The organism is Roseovarius indicus (assembly GCF_008728195.1).
In the GTDB taxonomy this organism is placed as follows: Bacteria; Pseudomonadota; Alphaproteobacteria; order Rhodobacterales; family Rhodobacteraceae; genus Roseovarius; species Roseovarius indicus.
The window spans coordinates 1395587-1412736 of sequence record NZ_CP031598.1; the positions used below are offsets into that span (position 1 = coordinate 1395587).

A 17150-nucleotide genomic window follows, 5' to 3' on the forward strand; every position below is an offset into this window, starting at 1 on the left:
GACGATGACCAGAGTGACGGATGCAACCGGCCTGATGGCGTTCTGGGCGGATATCGAGCCCGGTTACGTGTTGCGGTACCAAGAGTGGCACAATTGCGAGCACGTGCCGGAGCGGGTGTCGATCCCCGGTTTCCTGCGGGGGCGCCGGTACCGGGCGGAGGACGGGACGCCGCATTTCCTGATGATTTACGAGACCGAGGCGCCGGAGGTGCTGTCGTCGGACGCCTATCTTGCGGCGCTCAATGCCCCGACCGACTGGACGCGCGAGGCGCTGACGTATTTCCGCAACCCGACGCGGAATATCTATCGCCGGGTCGAGGCGGCGGGCCGGGAGCTTCGGTTCTGCGCGCCGTGGCTGATTTCGCTGCAGTTCAACCGGGACGAGGCGCCGGGCGGGGCGGACGTGGCGCCCTGGCTTGCGGCCATGGCCGAGGCGCCGGGGATCGGGCGGGTGCAGCTTTGGGCCGTGGACGAGGCGGTATCGGGCATCCAGACATCGGAACGGAAGATCTACGGAGGCGGTCCGGGGGAGCAGAAATACCTGCTTCTAGTGGAGGCCGAGGCGCCGCACCCGTCGGCGAGCGAGGCGCTTGCGGCTGCTGACGCCGCGGCGCCCGCCATGGGCGCGCGGAAGAACGAGGTTCCGGGGCGGTTCTGGCTTGAGATCGCGCATGAAGACAAGACGGCAGGGAAGGACGAGGCATGAAGCTTTTCAGGTTTGGCGAACGGGGCAGGGAAGAGCCGGGGATCTTGGCCGCGGATGGCACGCTGCGCAGCCTGGTTGGCGTGATCCCGGATATCGACGGGGCGGCCCTGTCGCCGGAGGCGCTGGAGGTGTTGCGCGGCACGGATACGGCGGCGCTGCCGCCCGTGCCGGAGGGCGCGCGCATCGGCCCCTGCGTGGGCGGCGTGGGCAAGCTGATCGGGATCGGGCTCAATTACTCCGATCATGCCGAGGAATCGGGCCTGCCGATCCCGAAGGAGCCGATCGTTTTCCTGAAGGCCAACACGTCGATTGCCGGCCCCTATGACGAGGTGGTTCTGCCGCCCGATGCGAAGAAGGCGGATTGGGAGGTCGAGCTGGCCTTTGTGATCGGCACGCGCGCCAAGCATGTGGCCGAGGCGGACGCGATGGCGCATGTCGCGGGCTATTGCATCGTCAACGATATCTCGGAACGTGCCTGGCAGGCCGAGCGGGAGGGGCAGTGGACCAAGGGCAAGAGCTATGACGGCTTTGCGCCGATGGGCCCGTGGCTGGTGACGGCGGACGAGATTGCCGACCCGGGGAATTTGCGCATGACCTGTGACGTGTCGGGCGACCGGCGGCAGGATGGCAGCACCAGCACGATGATCTTCGGCGTTGCGACGCTGGTCAGCTATCTGAGCCAGTTCATGACACTGGAGCCGGGCGATGTGGTGACCACCGGCACGCCGCCGGGCGTGGGGCTGGGGATGCGGCCGCAGGTCTGGCTGAAGGATGGTGACGTGATGCGGCTGGAGGTTGCCGGGCTCGGACACCAGGAACAGGCGGTGCGGGTCGCGGCCCCATGACAGCGGGCGCTGGCGAGGGGGCGAGCGACGAGGGGGATTACGATTTCATCGTCGTCGGGGCCGGGTCTGCGGGCTGCGTGCTTGCGAACCGGCTGTCGCGCGATCCGAAGCGCCGCGTGCTGCTGTTGGAGGCCGGCGGAAGCGACAACCATTTCTGGGTTCACGTGCCGGTCGGGTATCTTTACGCCATGGGGAACCCGCGGCTTGACTGGTGCCTGAAGACCGAGCCGGAGCCCGGCCTGAACGGGCGGGCGCTGAACTATCCGCGGGGCCGGGTGCTGGGCGGCTGTTCCTCGATCAACGGCATGATCTACATGCGCGGGCAGGCACGGGATTACGATGGCTGGCGCCAGATGGGCAATACCGGGTGGGGCTGGGACGATGTCCTTCCGTATTTCAGGCGGTCCGAGCGCCATTACAGGGGGGAAAGCGCCACGCATGGCGGCGACGGCGAGATGCGGGTCGAGCGGCAGCGGCTGAACTGGCCGATCCTTGACGCGGTGATCGATGCCGCGCGCGAGCTGGGCATCGCGCCGACGGAGGATTTCAATTCCGGTGACAACGAGGGCGCGGGCTATTTCGAGGTGACCCAGAAGGGCGGGGTGCGGTGGAACGCGCGGAAGGCGTTTCTCGACCCTGTGCGGCGACGGCCCAACCTGCGGATCGTGACCGGGGCCGAGGTGACGGGGCTGGCTTTCGAGGGTGGGCGCGCGACCGGCGTTTCGTTTCGTCATCGGGGCCGGAAATGTCATGCGCGGGCCGGGGCCGAGATCGTTCTGGCGGCGGGCGCCATCGGCTCGCCCAAGATCCTGCAGCTTTCGGGCGTCGGGCCGGGCGATGTGCTGCACCGGCATGGGATCGATGTCAGGCATGAGCTGCCCGGGGTCGGGGAGAACCTGCAGGATCATCTTCAGATCCGGACGGTGTTTCGGATCAAGGGCGCACGGACGCTGAACGATCTTTATGCCGCGCCGCTGGGAAAGCTGCGGATCGCGGCGGACTACGCGTTGCGCCGGTCGGGGCCGATGTCGATGGCGCCCAGCCAGCTGGGGATTTTCACCCGGTCGGGCCCGGAGCACGAGACGGCCAATATCGAGTATCACGTGCAGCCGCTGTCGCTCGACAGGTTCGGCGAGCCGTTGCACCGTTTCCCGGCGCTGACCGTGTCGGTCTGCAACCTGAGGCCGGAGAGCCGTGGCACCTGTCATATCACCAGCCCCGACCCCGCTGCGCCGCCTGCGATCCGGCCGAATTACCTGAGCACGGAAGGCGACCGGCAGGTGGCGATACAGTCGATCCGGCATGCGCGGCGCCTGATGCAGACGGCGGTGATGCGGGCCCATGCGCCCGAGGAGCATCTTCCCGGTGCGCATCTGGACAGCGATGCGGAGCTTGCGCGGGCGGCGGGGGATATCTCGACCACCATCTTTCATCCGGTGTCGACCTGCCGGATGGGGACGGACCAGGGGGCCGTCGTATCGCCGGAGCTGACGGTGAATGGCGTTGGGGGGCTGAGTGTCGCCGATGCGTCGGTGATGCCGGCGATCACCTCGGGCAATACCCATGCGCCCGTGACCATGATCGCCGAGAAGGCGGCCGACATGATCCTTCGGCGGGCGGCCGGATGACAGGCCGGGACGACGGGCGCGGCGCCCCTGGGGGTGATGCCGATTGGCTGGTGATCTGTGCGGCGATCCTTGCCGGGGTCGTGACGGCCATGCAGATCGGCAAGGCCAGCGCGGCATTGCCGGCCCTGCGGGAGGGTTTCGGGGTCGGGCTTGCCGACGCCTCGCTTTACTTTTCGCTGTTCAGCCTTGGCGCGGCGTTGTTGAGCACGGGGGTGGGCATGGTCGTGCTGCGCATCCGGCCGTTGCGGGCCGGGTTGACGGGGCTTGTGCTGATCGGTTGCGGGAGCCTTGCCGGGGGGATGGCCGAGGGCTGGGCCGGGCTGCTGGCGGCCAGGGTCGTCGAGGCGCTTGGCCTGCCCTTGGTGGTGTGTGCGATGCCGGCGCTGATCCAGTCGTGCAGTTCGGGGCGGCAGAGGGTGCTGGCGATGGGGTTCTGGGCGGCGTGGCTGCCGCTTGGGCTGGCCTCGGCGATGGTCATTCCGGTGCCGTGGGAGGCCGAGGGAGCGTGGCGGCAGTTGTTCATGATCTGCGGCGTGCTGCCGCTCGTTTCGGCGGGTTATCTTCTGGTCATCTCGCCGCGTGTCAGGACGCATACCAGCCGCGAGATCCGGCAGGCCGCCGCGGGCTGGCCGGACGCGGCGACGGTGGCGGCGGCGGTGCTGTTCGCCCTTTTCCAGGGGTCCTACCTGACGGTGCAGGGGTTTTTTCCGACCATCGCGCTGGACGCCTGGTCGCTTGACATGACGCAGGCGGCGCGGCTTGGCGGGCTGTCGGCGCTGTTCGTCATCATCGGGAACGTGGCGGCCTCGTTCCTGCTGTCGGGGCAGGTTTCGGCGGCCAAGCTTCTTGTCGTGTCGTTCGCGGTGATGGGGGTGTGTGCGCTGGCGTTCTTCTTCGAGCCGCTGCCGCTTTCGGTGAGGCTGGGGGCGGTGCTGATCTTCATCACGCTGGCCGGGGTTCCGCCTGCCGTGATCTGGGGGCTCGTGCCGCAGTTGGCGGCGCGGTCGGGGGCAGGGGCGGCGATAACCGCCGGGGCCGTGTACCAGGGCGCGGGCACCGGGCAGCTGGTGGGCCCGCTTGCGGCGGGCACCGCGGTGGATGCGATGGGAAACTGGAGCGGCGGCGCGCTGGTGACGACCGCCTGTTCGGTGGTGGCGATCGTCATCACGGTGCGGTTCGTCGGCGGGCTATCGGAGAGGCCGGCGTGACGCACGCGGTTCGGGCGGGCGGTTGCGGCCGGGCTCAGCTGTCGAGCCACCTTTCGAGGTTGGCCGAGACGAAGGCGTCGTCGGACAGGTCGGGGTGATCGCGCAGGACCCGGTCGATCCGCTGGCGCTGACCGGGGCCGAGGCTTTCTTCGGGATCGAGGCACCAGAGCCCTTCCAGCAGCCCCTGCCGGCGCAGAACCTCGTGGCAGCCGGCGATGCAGCCGGCGAAGTCGTTCTCCACGTCGAAGAAGGCCGCGTTGCAGTCGGTCACCCGACTGTCGAGTGCCAGCAGGTCGGGCGGGACGGCACCGGCTTCGGCGGCCTGCCGGCAGGTGTGGTAGAGCGCGACGGCGTTTTTCGTCCAGACGGACCAGTGCCCGAGCAGGCCGCCCTTGAAGCGGACTGTCACCGGGGCGCCCTCGCGCATGACCTGGAAGGGGAGGAGCAGGTCGAGCACGATATGGTCGTCATTGCCGGTGTAGAGCGTGATGCGGTCTTCGGCGCCCGCCTCGACGAGGCCGCGGATGACATCGAGGGTTCGGTAGCGGTTGAACGGGGCGATCTTGATGGCGATGACGTTGGGCAAGGCGCAGAAGCGCGCCCAGAATTCCGCGTCGAGATGCGCGCCGCCCACGGCGGGCTGAAGGTAGAAACCTATGAGCGGGATCTGGGCCGCGACCTCGGCGCAATGCGCGATCATGTCGTCGGCCGGGCGGGTGGACAGGGCGGCGAGGCTCAGCAGGCCGGCGTCGTAGCCGAGTGAGCGGGCGGTTTTCGCCTCGGAGGTCGCCTGTGCCGTGTCACCCGCCAGCCCCGCGACCATCGCGAGGGACCGGTCGGTCCACTGGCGTGCCGTGTCGGCGGCGATTTTCAGCACGCGGTCGTAAAGCCCCGCCTGCCGGATCTGGAACTGGGTGGTGTGCACGCCCACGGCCAGGCCGCCGGCGCCCGCGTCGATGTAATAGCGCGACAGGGCACGCTGCCGGCGTTCATCGAGGGTGCGATCGGCGGTCAGCGCGAGTGGATGCGCCGGAATGGCAGTGCCCTGTCGCAGAAGCGTCAGGCCGGGTGTTTCTGTGGCTGTCATCATCCGTACTCCGGCCCTGCGGTTGCGAACAGTCTGTCGGGCGCGCCGAAGGGCGCGCGCCGTTCGAAAGCCATGCGTGCGAAGCGGCGCTGAACGGCGAAGCCCCGTGCCGCGAGCCACGCGCCGATCTTCTGCCACCCCTGTGGCACGTCGATGAAGAGGGGCGCGTCGCCAAGGGGCAGTTGACTGATCAGGTGGATGGCGCCGTCTTCCGAGGTCGAGACGACCGGCCCGGCCTGCCAGGCGCGACGGCCGCGGCGGAGGAGGGCGAAGCCGGTGTCGGCGGTGCTGATCGCGATCGTGTCGGGCCTTGAGAGAAACGCGCGCAGGAGCGCCGGGCGTGCGGCGCCGAAGGCCTGTGCGTCGAGGTGCGCGATGGCCTGTGCGTCGGTGGCGGGCCCGGGCCGCAGTGCCGGCATTGATCCCTCGCCGTCGCGTTGCCAGCGGTCGTAGCGGAACTGGGGCACGAACCCCTGTTTTTCATAGACCGGCTGCCCCTGTTCGGTGGCGTCGAGCACGGGGACGAGGCCGCGCGCCCGCAGATCGTCGGCGCAGATCCGGACGAGCGCGCTTGCCAGCCCGCGCCGGCGCATGGCGGGCGTCACGATGACCATGCTGACAAAGCCGAACGGGCCGTCATAGGGCAGGGCCGCGCTCGTGGCGACCAAGCGGCCGGAGCGATCCCTCAGGCCGATGGTCAGCCCCTCCTGGATGAAGTGCGTCCAGTCTGCGGCAAGCTGGTTCCAGCCCACGTCGCGGGACAGGGCCAGGGCATCCTGTTCGTCGCCCGGGGACAGCCGGACCTGGTGCAGCCCGTCAAAATCCGCCATCGCGGACCTCGTACTTGGTGGGCTTGTTGAGGCTTGGCATGTCGCGCATGACCCAGTCTGCCACCCAGTCGAGCATCACGCTGACGGGGACGGTCGGATAGCCGAAGAGCCGGGCCGCCTCGGCGCTGTTGGAGAGCCACGCGCTGCCGGGCTCTGTGCCGGTCAGGCGGGGGGTGATGCCCATGCGCTGGCACAGTTCCTCGAGAAGCCAGCGGACCGAAAGGGTTTCGGGGCCGCTGACGTTGATGGGGCTTGTGGGCGTGGTGCAGTGCCGGAGGGAGCGGAGGGCCTGGGCGTTGGCGTCGCCCTGCCAGATCACGTTGACATGGCCCATCGGCGACAGGTCGATCGTCTGGCCCGCCTTGAGGCGGGTGGCGAGATCGTGCAGGACGCCGTAGCGCAGGTCGATGGCGTAGTTCAGGCGGAAGAGCCGCCCGGGCGCGCCGTGCAGGCCCGAGAAATGCTCGAAGATGCGTTCGCGCCCGAGGCAGGATTGCGCGTATTCGCCGCGTGGGCCGGGCGGGGTGTCTTCGGTGGCGCCCTGGTGAAGCACGTCGATCAGCGGATAGACGTTGCCGGTCGAGAAGGCGATGATGCGCGAGGCGTGGAAGGCGGATGCGACAAGGGCCGGGCAGTAGGTGTTCATGGCCCATGTGAGGGGCTGGTTGCCGCTGGCGCCGAACTTCATGCCCGCCATGAAGATCACGTTTTCCAGTTTCGGCAGGTTCTGGACCTGTTGCGGGTCGAGAAGATCGGCCTGGATCGTTTCTATGCCGCAATCTTCCATCTGTCGCCGCGACTGCGGGTCGGAAAACCGGGCCACGCCGACGATACGCTTGTCGGGGGCCGCGTTGCGGGCAAGCCGGGCCAGCGTGGGGCCCATCTTGCCGGCGGCGCCGAGGATGATGATGTCGCCCTCGACGGCTTTCATGTCTTCGATCAGGGCCGCGTCGGGGCGCGACAGGAAATCGTCGAGCTCTTCCGTGCTTCCGAAACGCGCGGGCAGGGTGCGCAATCCGTCGGTCTCTTTCTTCAGCATTCGCTACCTCCCGATCGGCGCGCCGTCAGAGCGGCGGCGTATCAATATATAACTATTTGGTTGAAAGCTAGAGAAACGATGTCTTCATGGCAAGTGAAAACGTTCACCTGGAGAGTTGGGGAGGGGCGGGTGCCGGGTGCGATCAGGCCCGGAGGCCGTTGATCGTGAGGGTGACGATGTGTTCGCGGTAGGCCGCGATCGTTTCCGTGCGGTCGAGTTCCCTGCCGAAGATGGCCGAGAGCGTGGCCGCGTTCGCGAAGTAGAAGAACGTCATGCCGGAGATGGAGATATAGAGCTCGAGCGGGTCGACCCCCTTGCGGAACACGCCTTCCTCGACGCCGCGTTCGAGAATTTCGGAGACGAGTTTCAGGATCGGCGAATTGGTGTTCTTGGCGAATTCGGAATTCTTGATGTGCTCGGCGCCATGGGTGTTCTCGTCGGACAGCAGGCGAATGAATTCGCGGTTCGAGGCGAAATAGTCGAGCGAGAACTCGATCAGGCGTTTCATAGCGGTTTCAGGGGGAAGTGCGCTCAGGTCGAGCTCGGTTTCGCGCTTCCGGATCTCGGCATAGGTGGCTTCGAGGGCGGCGCGGTAAAGCTCTTCCTTGCCGCCGAAATAGTAGTAGACGAGTTGCTTGTTCGCCTTGGCGCGGTCGGCGATCCGGTCGATGCGCCCGCCTCGGAGGCCGTGTTCGGCAAACTCTATCTGCGCCGATGCAAGGATCGACGCGCGGGTGGCTTCGGGGTTGCGGCGATGCCGGCCCTGGGCTTTGGAAAGTATGTTGTTGGATAACGACAAGATCTTCTCGCACCTGTTCAATCGACGTTCTCAAGACCAGATGGCGCAGCGTAATGCCAGCGCTTTCTGGCCTTCCGGTGAATGGATGGATCGCGAGCCTGAGCCTGCGTGCCGGTCGTGCTGCCGGCAATTTGAGCATGGTCGCCGGGCGAAGTCAATTTTATAACTAAATAGTTGGTTGCAATTGACAGGAAACAGTATCTCGCTCATTTTTGACTCGAATCGAGGTCGTGCGCCCGTTCGTGCGACCGTGGGCCGACAGGATCGGGCGGGAAGGGAACAGCGCGTGCTTCATTCCGGAGAGCTTGCATCGTCTTCGCAGGAGGTGCCGACATCGGAACGTGTCCGGAGCGCGGCATTGGTCGTCGTGGACATGCAGAACGACTTCGTTCGGCAGGGCGCTCCGTTGGAGGTGCCGACGTCGCGGGCAACCATCCCTGTCATCTCGGGCCTCGTCGACACGTTTCATGCGCGAGACCTGCCGGTCATTTTCACCCGTTTCGTTTCGGGTCCGGAGCCGGGGCTCATGTGGCTCTGGTCGCCGGAATGCCGGCCGGACACGAAATGCTGCTGGCCCGGGCGTCTGCGGAGCTACGATGACGCGGACGGCGCGCTGGACTGTGCCGCGGTTGTCGACGAGCTGCGCCCGGAGGCCGGGGATATCGTGATCGACAAGCGGGGCTATGGCGCGTTTCACGGGACCGACCTTTCGGCGAGGCTGCGGTATCTGAACGTCTCGTCGCTGGTGGTGACCGGTACGGTGACGCAGATCTGCGTGGAGGAAACCGCGCGGGAGGCGTTTCACCACGGGTTCAGAACCACGATGGTTTCCGACGGGGTTTCCTCCTATGCGCCGGACCTGCATGCCGCGACGCTGAAGAATTTCGCGCTGAAGTTCGGCTGGGTGGCCGGGGCGGAGGAGGTGGCGTCATGGCTGTAGGCGCCGCGCGCCTTCGGTACGATGCCGGCCAGTCCGGCATCTGGGTCATTCTGGCGGCGGGCTTCGGCTTTGCGCTGCTGTTCCTGCCCGATTTCCGCACCTTCGAGAACCTCGCCAATATTCTGCGCCAGTCCGCGGCGCTGGGGTTGATCGCTGTCGGGCAGACCTTCGTCGTCCTTCTGGGGATGGTCGATCTCAGTGTCGGCATGACGGCGGGGCTGGTCGTCGTGCTGTCGTGCTGGGCGCTGGATATCTATCCGGCCCTCACCGTGCCGGTCGCGCTTGCCATGATCCTGGTGGGTGTGTCGATCGGTGCCCTGAACGGGGCGCTGGTGCGGTGGCTGAGGCTGCATCCGCTGATCCTGACCTTCGGCATGCTGTCGGTTCTGCAGGGGCTGATCTTTACCTTCACCGACCGGAGCGTCGGGCGTGCCTCTGACCCGCTGAAGGAACTGGCGAACGGTTCGCTGTTCGGGGTGCCGCTGTCGGCGATCCTGCTGGTGGGGCTGGTGCTGGTGACGCAGGCGGTTCTGTCGCGCACGCGCTTCGGATTTCACCTGCTGGCCGCGGGGGGCAACGCGGACAGTGCGCGGAAGGCCGGGATCAATGCGGGCGGGCTTCAGGTGGCCGCCTTTGCCATCGCCGGAGGGTTCGCGGCGGTGGGAGGGCTGGTGCTGGCCGGTCGCCTGGGGACCGGCTATCCGCTGGCGGGTGTGGGGCTGGAGCTCGATTCCATCGTGGCTGTCGTGCTTGGCGGTGCCGCGCTGAGCGGCGGGCGGGGGAGTGTCGTCAATACGCTCGCGGGGGTTCTGGCGCTGACGCTGGTGTCGAACCTGCTCAACCTGTTCGGCATCTCGGCCTTTGTCCAGATGTTCGCCAAGGGGGCGATCGTGGTGGCGGCCATCCTCGTCAACCAGCCGAGGGAGACCGCACGGTGATGGCGATGACCCCAAGCCGCGACGGCGTGCTGCGCTTCCTGTCATCTTATGCCATCCTTGCCGTGCTGGCGGCCGTGTTCCTGCTGGCCGTGCTGATCTCTGACGCGTTCCTGCAGCCGAAATACCTTTTCAACGTGATCCGCCAGATCGCCCCGGTGGGCATCGCGGCGGTCGGTGTGACCTTCGTGATGATCCTTGGCGGGGTCGACCTGTCGATCGGGGCGATCATTTCACTGTGCGCGGTGGTCGGCGCCGTGCTGATGGACGGGCAGGCGGCGAACCTGCCGATGGCCATCGCCCTGACCTGCGGTATCGGCGCCCTGGCAGGTGCGTTCAACGGCGTGGTTCTTGCGTTTTCGCGGGTGTCGCCGTTCATCCTGACGCTTGCCACAGGTATCGCCATACTCGGGATCACGCAGATCTTCTCGGGCGGTACGGCACGGGGCATCGTTTCGCCGGGGTTTCGGGAATTCTTCAACTATCGCATCGACGGCGTCGTTCCGGTTCTGTCGCTTGCGTTCCTGGCGGCGGTTCTGGTTGGCGTGGTGATCCAGAAGCGGACGCTGTTCGGGCAATACGTGTTCCTGACCGGGTCGAACCGCCGGGCGGCGCTGCTTGGGGGGATCCCGGACCGCGGGGTCATCATCGCGGCCTACGCGCTTTCGGGCCTGTTCGGGGCGCTGGGCGGGCTGGCGCTGCTGGCGCGGTCGGGTGTTTCCAGCACGCTTTCGGGGCAGGGGCTCGAATTTCAGATCCTGGCCGCCGTCGTGCTGGGCGGGACGACCTTCGAAGGCGGGCGCGGCGGGGTCATCGGAACGCTGGCCGGGGTGCTGGTGCTGGTGATCGCCTTCAACATCGTGAACATCAGCGGGCTGCCCTACCACCTTCAGATGGTGGTCATGGGGCTCATCATCATCGCGGCCTCCGCCATTTACGGCCAGATCAATGCCCGATCATGACGACAACAATGAAGACCCAATACGGAGAGGTGGACCAAGAATGAAACTCACGAGACGACTGCTCATGACAACCGCCGCGGCCCTTGCCGCGATCAGCCTTGCCGGTCCGACGTTTGCGGACAAGCAGACCGAGGAACGGCAGGCCGCCGCGGCGAAGGAGGCCGTGGATACGTCGAAATTCGCCAAGGAGGGCCCCTACAAGATCGGGGTGTCGGCGGGGTACCTGTCGAATTCCTGGGTGGTGTTCGCCCTGCAGCATATCCACTGGGAGGCGTCGAAGCATGACGAGATCGAGGAAGTCATCGTCACCGACGCGGCCTTCAACCCGACCAAGCAGATTTCGGATATCGAGGATCTGCTGCGCCAGGATATCGACCTTCTGATCTATTGGCCGGTCGACGATGCCGCCATCGCGAGCGTTCTGGAACGGGCGGTTGCCGAAGGGACGCCGACGGTTCAGGCGGGCGGCGGGTTCACCGACAATGCCGGGACCGTCTCGAACGCGTATATCAGCCAATGGCGGCTGGGGGAGATGGTGGCCCGCAGCCTGATGGACGACCTTGGCGGCGAGGGCAAGATCATCGCCATGCTGCCGATTGCGGGCACGACGGCCGCCGTCGATCAGCTCGATGCGCTGAACACGGTGCTTGAGGAATATCCCGACGTGGAACTGCTGAGCGCGGAATACGGCGACTGGAACCGCGCGAAGGCCAAGCAGATCACCGAGAACCTGCTTCAGCGCTTCCCGCAGATTGACGGTGTCTTTTCGCCGGCCGGCCAGATGTCGATCGGCGTGGCCGAGGCGTTCGATGAGGCGGGACGGCTGGACGAGGTGACCATGTCGCCCGGCGATGAATACAATGGCTGGCTGAAATGGGTTGCAGAAAACAATCAGGGTGGCGCCGTCACCTTCCCGACCCGCGCGGGGCAGGAAGCGGTGAAGATCGGCCTGTCGATCCTGAAGGGCGAGGACGTCACCCGCGGCACGGCGGTTGAATCCGAATACATCGCGCCCGAGGATATCGGCGATTATGTCGATGCGGATGCGCCGGATGACTGGTGGTCCACCGAGTTGCCGGACGAGTTCCTGCCGAAGCAATGACGGTGATGGCTGCGCCCGACCTTCTGGAAACCCGTGATCTGAGCAAGCAGTATCCGGGGAACACCGCGCTGGACGGGGTGTGTTTTTCGGCAAGGGCGGGCGAAGTGCACGCGATTGTCGGCGCCAATGGCGCCGGCAAGTCGACCCTGATGAACATCCTGTCGGGCGCCACCCGGCCCAGCGGCGGCACGGTTTGCCTGTCGGGACAGGATCGGGCCTTTGCAAGCCCGGCCGACGCGCTGTCGGCCGGGGTGGCCTGTGTTTACCAGGAGCTCAGCCTGGTCACCCAGCTTGATGTGGCCCGTAACGTCTTTCTTGGCCGGGAGCCGCGCACCCGCTGGGGCGCCGTGGATATCCCGCGGCTTTACGAGCAGACCACTGCGCTGCTCGCGCGGTTCGGCCTGAAGGTGAGCGCCCGGGCGAAGGCCGAGGCGCTGAGCGTCGCCGATCAGCAGCTTGTCGAACTGGCGCGCGCGCTTTCGATGGAGCCGCGTGTGCTTATCCTCGACGAGCCGACCGCGGTGCTTTCGATGGCCGAAAAGAGGAACCTTTTCGATATCATCCGGCGTCTGCGCGACGACGGGATCCTAGTGATCTATGTCTCGCATTTCCTGGGTGAGGTGATCGAGATTGCCGATAGGGTGACTGTTGTGCGTGACGGCCGGCTTGTCGGCATGCACGATGCCAGGGGCATGAGCGTCGAGGGCCTGGCCGACCTCATCACCGGCGAGGCCGGGATGAAGACGCCCGAGGCCGGGCCGGCGCCGGTCTCGGCCGATGCAAGGACGCTCGACATCACGGTCGAGCAGGGCGGGCGCCGCATCGAGCTTGGCCTCCGTTCCGGGGAGATCGTCGGGATCGCGGGGCTGGGCGGGTCTGGGCGGACGGCCTTTGCCCGGACGCTGGCCGGCGCCGGGCGGCGCCGGGCGCGTATCCGGCTGACGGACGGAGATATGACTGTCAGTTACACCAACGTGGCACAGGCGATCGCGCGCGGGGTTGTCTACCTGACCGAAGACCGCAAGAGCGCCGGGCTGTTCCCCAGCCTGAGCGTCACCGACAACGCGACGGCCGCGGCACTTGGCAGCTTTTCCAAGCTGGGCTTTCGCAGCCCGCGAAGGGAGCGCGCGGCCGCGTCGGAGTTCATGGAGCGGTTGAAGGTGGTGGCCGCCAGCCCCCGGATGCCGGTTACCGAACTGAGTGGCGGCAACCAGCAGAAGGTGATGCTGGCGCGTGCGCTGCTGACGCGGCCACGGCTGCTGATCGTCGATGAGCCGACGCGCGGGGTGGATATTGCCGCCAAGGGCCAGATCCACCGCATCCTGCGCGACCTTGCGCGGGACGGGGTGGCCATCATCGTGGTGTCTTCGGAGAACGAAGAGCTGTTGAGCCTGACCGACAGGCTGTTGCTGATGAAGAATGGCACGCTTGCCGGCGAGCTTCAGACCGCCGATACAGATGAGACGCAGTTGCTGGTCGCGATTTCCGGCGGCCCGCGGAACGGAGAATCCGAATGACCGACAAGACAGTTTCTGCCCCTGCGCCGTTGCAGGTTTCCGTGGCCCAGATGCATTGCGTTCCGGGGGATGTGGAGGCCAACCTTGGCATTACCGCCCACCTGGTGGCATTGGCCGCGCAGGAGGGCGCGGGGCTGGTGGTGCTGCCGGAGATGGCGACCACGGGGTATTTCATCAGCGACCGGTTGGATGAGTTGGCCGAGGAGGAGGACGGGCCGGTCTCTTCCCGGTTGGGCGAGATCGCCAAGCGCCACGGGGTGTACCTTGTGGTCGGCGCGCCGATACGGGCGGAGGGGGCATATTATGATGCCCAGTTGATGTTCTCGCCCGATGGCACGCGGATCGCGACCTATCGCAAGGCGCATCTTTTCTCTGCCGAGCGCGAGTGGTTCTCGGCCGGGGACGCGCCGATGGTCGTCGAGACCCCTGTCGGCCGCATCGGCATGACGGTGTGTTATGACCTGATCTTTCCCGAATACGTGAGAAAGCTGGTCGATATGGGGGCCGATCTTGTCATCAACAGCACGAACTGGATCACGGATGGTTTTCAGCGCCACAGGTGGGGCTGGGATGCGCCGACGGTGACGGCGCTTGCGCAGACGCGGGCGTTGGAAAACGGGGTGTGGCTGGCGATGTCCTGCTGTGTCGGGCCGGAATGGCAGTTCGACTCGATCGGTCATTCCTGCATCGTGGCGCCGTCTGGCAAGGTTGTGGCGTCGCTTGGCCGGTCTGTAGGGGCGGCAAGCCACGAGGTCGTGTTCGAGGACGAGGATCTGGACCGGTGGCGGGCCATCGCCACGTATCGTGCCGATAGACGGCCGGAGCTGTACTGAGCCTGGCCGGGGCTGACAGGGCAATGTTTCATGGGCCTGACCGGCGCGGAAGGTGTTGCCAGCCGCTTTCGTGCTGATTTGCGATTGGGCGGCCCGGGGATGGCCCGGGCCGCCCTGGCCCCTTACGAGACCTGGTAGACGTCGTCGACGAAGCTGCCGTCGCCGACCGGCGAAATCTGGAAGCCGGCGACATTGGAGCTTGTGGCCGAGAGGAGCGCGGTGAAGTAGGGGATGATCGTCCCTGCGTTCTGGTTCACCATTTCCTGGGCATCGAAATAGAGCTGGCGGCGCTTGTCCTCGTCAAGTTCCGAGCGTGCGTCGAGCAGAAGCTGATCGAGCATCGGATCCTTGTAGTGCGAGCCGTTATAGACCGCTTCGGAGTGGTAGGCCGAGGTGAGCATCTGGTCTTCCGTCGGGCGACCGAACCAGCCACCGGCGAAGAAAGGTCTTTGATTCCAGACGTTTGCCCAGTAGCCGTTGTCGGGCACCCGATCGATGGCGAGGTTGATGCCGGCCGCCTTGAGCTGTTGCTGATAGAGCTCGGCGACTTCGAGGCCGCTGGTATAGAACAGCATCGGGGCCATGGCGAGCGCCGGAACGTCGCCGGAGATCCCGGCCTTGTCGAAGTGGTACTTTGCCTTGTCCGGGTCATAGGCCGTCTGGGGCAGGTCGGCGGCATGGTACCGGAAGAAGCTGGGGATCGGGTGGTCGTTGCCGATATCGCCGACGCCGAAGAACACCTTGTCCATCAGGTCCTGACGGTTCAGGCCGTATTTGAGGGCGAGCACGAGATCCTTGTTGGTGAACGGGTCGTTGTCGACCTGGGCCACGATCTCGGAGAACGCTGCGGCGGGGCGCTGGTGAATGCTGAAGCCGGCCATTTCGAGCAGGCGGGCGATTTTCGACGGCACTTGCAGCGCAAGGTCGATCTCGCCGGTCTGCAAGGCGCTGGTCCGGGCGCTGGCGTCGTTGATCGCGTAGAACTCGATCGTCTCGTAATGGGCGACGTCATCGCGCCAGTAGCGCGGGTTTCTCTTGAGCAAGGCGCGGTTGCCGGGCTCGTAGGCTTCGATGGTGTACGGCCCGAGGCCGAGGCCTTCGTCGGTCGGTGCGCCCTCGGGCTGCATCAGAAGGTGGTAGTCGGTCAGGACGTACAGCCAGTCGGCGTTTGCCGCCTTCAGCTTGAAGGTGACCTCGGTTGGGGAGGTCGCCTCCATGCTCTCGATCTGCGAGAGGTTGGATTGCAGGCCCGAGGCCATGCCTTCCTGCCGGTGCCGGTTGATCGTCCAGACGGCATCGGAGGCGGTGAAGGATTTTCCGTTCGGGAATTCCAGGCCCTGGCGGATCTTCACGATCCAGGTTTTCGCGTCGGGTGTCACGTCGTGACCTTCCGCCGCATCGGGGACAAGCTCCATGTTGCCGTCGACGCGGAACAGGGGGCGGCCCCACATGTAACCGAGCGTCATGGGATAGTTGCCGGCATAGGTGGTGGGGTCGAGGCTGTCGCCCGTGGAAGACCCGCCGGACGCGACCTTGAGCGTTCCGCCTTTCTTCGGCGTTTCCGCGAATGCCCCTCCGAATATCGATGTATTCAGCGCTGCGGCGCCAACGAGCGATCCTCCCGTCCGCAGCAAGCTTCGGCGTGAAATGGTCATTTGGTCTTCTCCCTGTTTTGATCGGTTACAAACCGGTTGGTTTAATACGAAATATTATAAGATGAGTCTAAACCTGACAAGAAAATCTTTGGAAATGCACGGTATGAGAGGCTTATTAAACCGATAGGTCTGTTTGGCGGCTTCGTATCCGCGGGCCCGGGTGCCGAAGTGCCGGTTCCGACGAGGAAAAACCGAATCTTTGGCTGTCGCGACGTGAAGCTGCCGAATCTGTGTGCATGTCGGTTTGCCGGTCTTGCATTGTCGTGCGGGTGGCTTGACACTCCTGTACGGATCGGCCAACATACTAACTAGTTTGTTTCTTTTTCGATGCATCGAGTGGAGACATGTAACATATCGTGCCTGTCGGGTTCACGGTGTTTCGCAGCGGGCAGGGTGCCCCGTTGGAATTTGAAGAATGGGAATTGTCATGGCCCCTAGAAACTCTTCCAAGAACCTCATTCTGGACAAGGCTTATGAGCTTGTGATGGTGAATGGGTATGCCGGCACGTCGATCGACATGATCCTGCAGGCGACCGGCCTTACCAAGGGGGCGTTCTTTTACCATTTCAAGTCGAAGACCGATCTCGGGATGGAGCTGGCCCGGCGCTATGTGAACCAGGACAGCAGCAAGTTCTACCGGATCATCCAGGCCGTCGACAAGCAGATGGACGACCCGCTGGAACGCAACCTTGTCTTCATCGAGCGCCTGGCTGAATGGTACGAAGAGCAGACAAACATGCCGGGCTGTCTTTTCGCCTCGTTCAGCTATTACAAGGTGTCCGATGAAACCGCGCTGTTCATGAAGAAGGCGCAACGGAAATGGCGCAAGTTCTACTCGCAGAGATACGAAGAGATCATGCAGCAGTATCCGCCACGCATCCCGGTCAGGAGCGAGGACCTTGCCGATCATTTCATGGGGACGGTCGAGGGTGGTTTCGTGCTGAGCCGCATCTATCAGCAGCCCGAGCACGTCGCCATGCAGCTGCGGCAGTTCAAGAATTACGTGCAGCTTATCTTCGAACCGGAGGCCGGACAGGCCGCCACGGGGTGAGGCGGCCCGACCG

General features: G+C 65.4%; 16 protein-coding genes. 11 read left to right on the top strand and 5 right to left on the bottom strand.

The features are described 5' to 3' along the window. The first annotated feature begins 4 nt into the window (after positions 1-4). The 4 genes from RIdsm_RS06460 to RIdsm_RS06475 are packed head-to-tail and all read left to right on the top strand — an operon-like array spanning position 5 to position 4387. Entirely contained in the window at positions 5-706 is a 702-nt protein-coding gene (locus tag RIdsm_RS06460; protein ID WP_057814641.1) for a DUF4286 family protein, read from the top strand. Next, complete coding sequence (locus RIdsm_RS06465; protein ID WP_057814643.1) at positions 703-1551, top strand: fumarylacetoacetate hydrolase family protein; 849 nt, start codon at positions 703-705, stop codon at positions 1549-1551. Before RIdsm_RS06460 ends, RIdsm_RS06465 begins: the two co-directional genes overlap by 4 nt. Beyond that, a complete protein-coding gene (locus RIdsm_RS06470) occupies positions 1548-3179 on the top strand; it encodes a GMC family oxidoreductase (RefSeq protein ID WP_057814645.1) in 1632 nt (543 codons plus the stop codon). Before RIdsm_RS06465 ends, RIdsm_RS06470 begins: the two co-directional genes overlap by 4 nt. Beyond that, on the top strand, positions 3176-4387 hold the full coding sequence (locus RIdsm_RS06475) for an MFS transporter (protein WP_057814647.1): 1212 nt from the start codon (positions 3176-3178) through the stop codon (positions 4385-4387). The genes RIdsm_RS06470 and RIdsm_RS06475 overlap by 4 nt, the downstream gene beginning before the upstream one ends. A gap of 34 nt (positions 4388-4421) precedes the next feature. On the opposite strand, the gene RIdsm_RS06480 is transcribed toward RIdsm_RS06475, so the two are convergent. The 4 genes from RIdsm_RS06480 to RIdsm_RS06495 form a co-directional block, all read right to left on the bottom strand. Continuing rightward, on the bottom strand, positions 4422-5474 hold the full coding sequence (locus RIdsm_RS06480) for a dihydrodipicolinate synthase family protein (protein ID WP_082647344.1): 1053 nt from the start codon (positions 5472-5474) through the stop codon (positions 4422-4424). Continuing rightward, entirely contained in the window at positions 5474-6304 is an 831-nt protein-coding gene (locus tag RIdsm_RS06485; RefSeq protein ID WP_057814651.1) for a GNAT family N-acetyltransferase, read from the bottom strand. The genes RIdsm_RS06480 and RIdsm_RS06485 overlap by 1 nt, the downstream gene beginning before the upstream one ends. After that, a complete protein-coding gene (locus RIdsm_RS06490) occupies positions 6291-7343 on the bottom strand; it encodes an NAD-dependent epimerase/dehydratase family protein (protein ID WP_143100442.1) in 1053 nt (350 codons plus the stop codon). Before RIdsm_RS06490 ends, RIdsm_RS06485 begins: the two co-directional genes overlap by 14 nt. Positions 7344-7485: 142 nt before the next feature. After that, on the bottom strand, positions 7486-8142 hold the full coding sequence (locus RIdsm_RS06495) for a TetR/AcrR family transcriptional regulator (RefSeq protein WP_201259292.1): 657 nt from the start codon (positions 8140-8142) through the stop codon (positions 7486-7488). Between the two features lie 286 nt (positions 8143-8428). Between RIdsm_RS06495 and RIdsm_RS06500 the strand changes: the two genes are divergently transcribed. The 6 genes from RIdsm_RS06500 to RIdsm_RS06525 all read left to right on the top strand — a co-directional run bounded on the left by RIdsm_RS06500 (position 8429) and on the right by RIdsm_RS06525 (position 14431). Continuing rightward, a complete protein-coding gene (locus tag RIdsm_RS06500; protein WP_143100441.1) occupies positions 8429-9082 on the top strand; it encodes a cysteine hydrolase family protein in 654 nt (217 codons plus the stop codon). Continuing rightward, positions 9073-10020 (top strand): ABC transporter permease, encoded by a 948-nt coding sequence (locus RIdsm_RS06505; RefSeq protein WP_057814655.1) that lies wholly within the window; start codon positions 9073-9075, stop codon positions 10018-10020. Before RIdsm_RS06500 ends, RIdsm_RS06505 begins: the two co-directional genes overlap by 10 nt. After that, positions 10020-10979: an ABC transporter permease gene (locus RIdsm_RS06510; protein ID WP_057814657.1), complete on the top strand. Its 960-nt coding sequence runs from the start codon at positions 10020-10022 to the stop codon at positions 10977-10979. The genes RIdsm_RS06505 and RIdsm_RS06510 overlap by 1 nt, the downstream gene beginning before the upstream one ends. Positions 10980-11043: 64 nt before the next feature. Then, a complete protein-coding gene (locus RIdsm_RS06515; protein ID WP_057814659.1) occupies positions 11044-12081 on the top strand; it encodes a substrate-binding domain-containing protein in 1038 nt (345 codons plus the stop codon). After that, a complete protein-coding gene (locus RIdsm_RS06520) occupies positions 12078-13598 on the top strand; it encodes a sugar ABC transporter ATP-binding protein (RefSeq protein WP_057814662.1) in 1521 nt (506 codons plus the stop codon). Before RIdsm_RS06515 ends, RIdsm_RS06520 begins: the two co-directional genes overlap by 4 nt. Continuing rightward, complete coding sequence (locus RIdsm_RS06525) at positions 13595-14431, top strand: carbon-nitrogen hydrolase family protein (protein ID WP_057814664.1); 837 nt, start codon at positions 13595-13597, stop codon at positions 14429-14431. The genes RIdsm_RS06520 and RIdsm_RS06525 overlap by 4 nt, the downstream gene beginning before the upstream one ends. Positions 14432-14553: 122 nt before the next feature. On the opposite strand, the gene RIdsm_RS06530 is transcribed toward RIdsm_RS06525, so the two are convergent. Continuing rightward, positions 14554-16086 (bottom strand): ABC transporter substrate-binding protein, encoded by a 1533-nt coding sequence (locus RIdsm_RS06530; RefSeq protein WP_057814666.1) that lies wholly within the window; start codon positions 16084-16086, stop codon positions 14554-14556. Positions 16087-16513: 427 nt separating this feature from the next. Between RIdsm_RS06530 and RIdsm_RS06535 the strand changes: the two genes are divergently transcribed. Further along, positions 16514-17137 (top strand): TetR/AcrR family transcriptional regulator, encoded by a 624-nt coding sequence (locus tag RIdsm_RS06535; protein ID WP_057814668.1) that lies wholly within the window; start codon positions 16514-16516, stop codon positions 17135-17137. Positions 17138-17150: the final 13 nt, after the last annotated feature.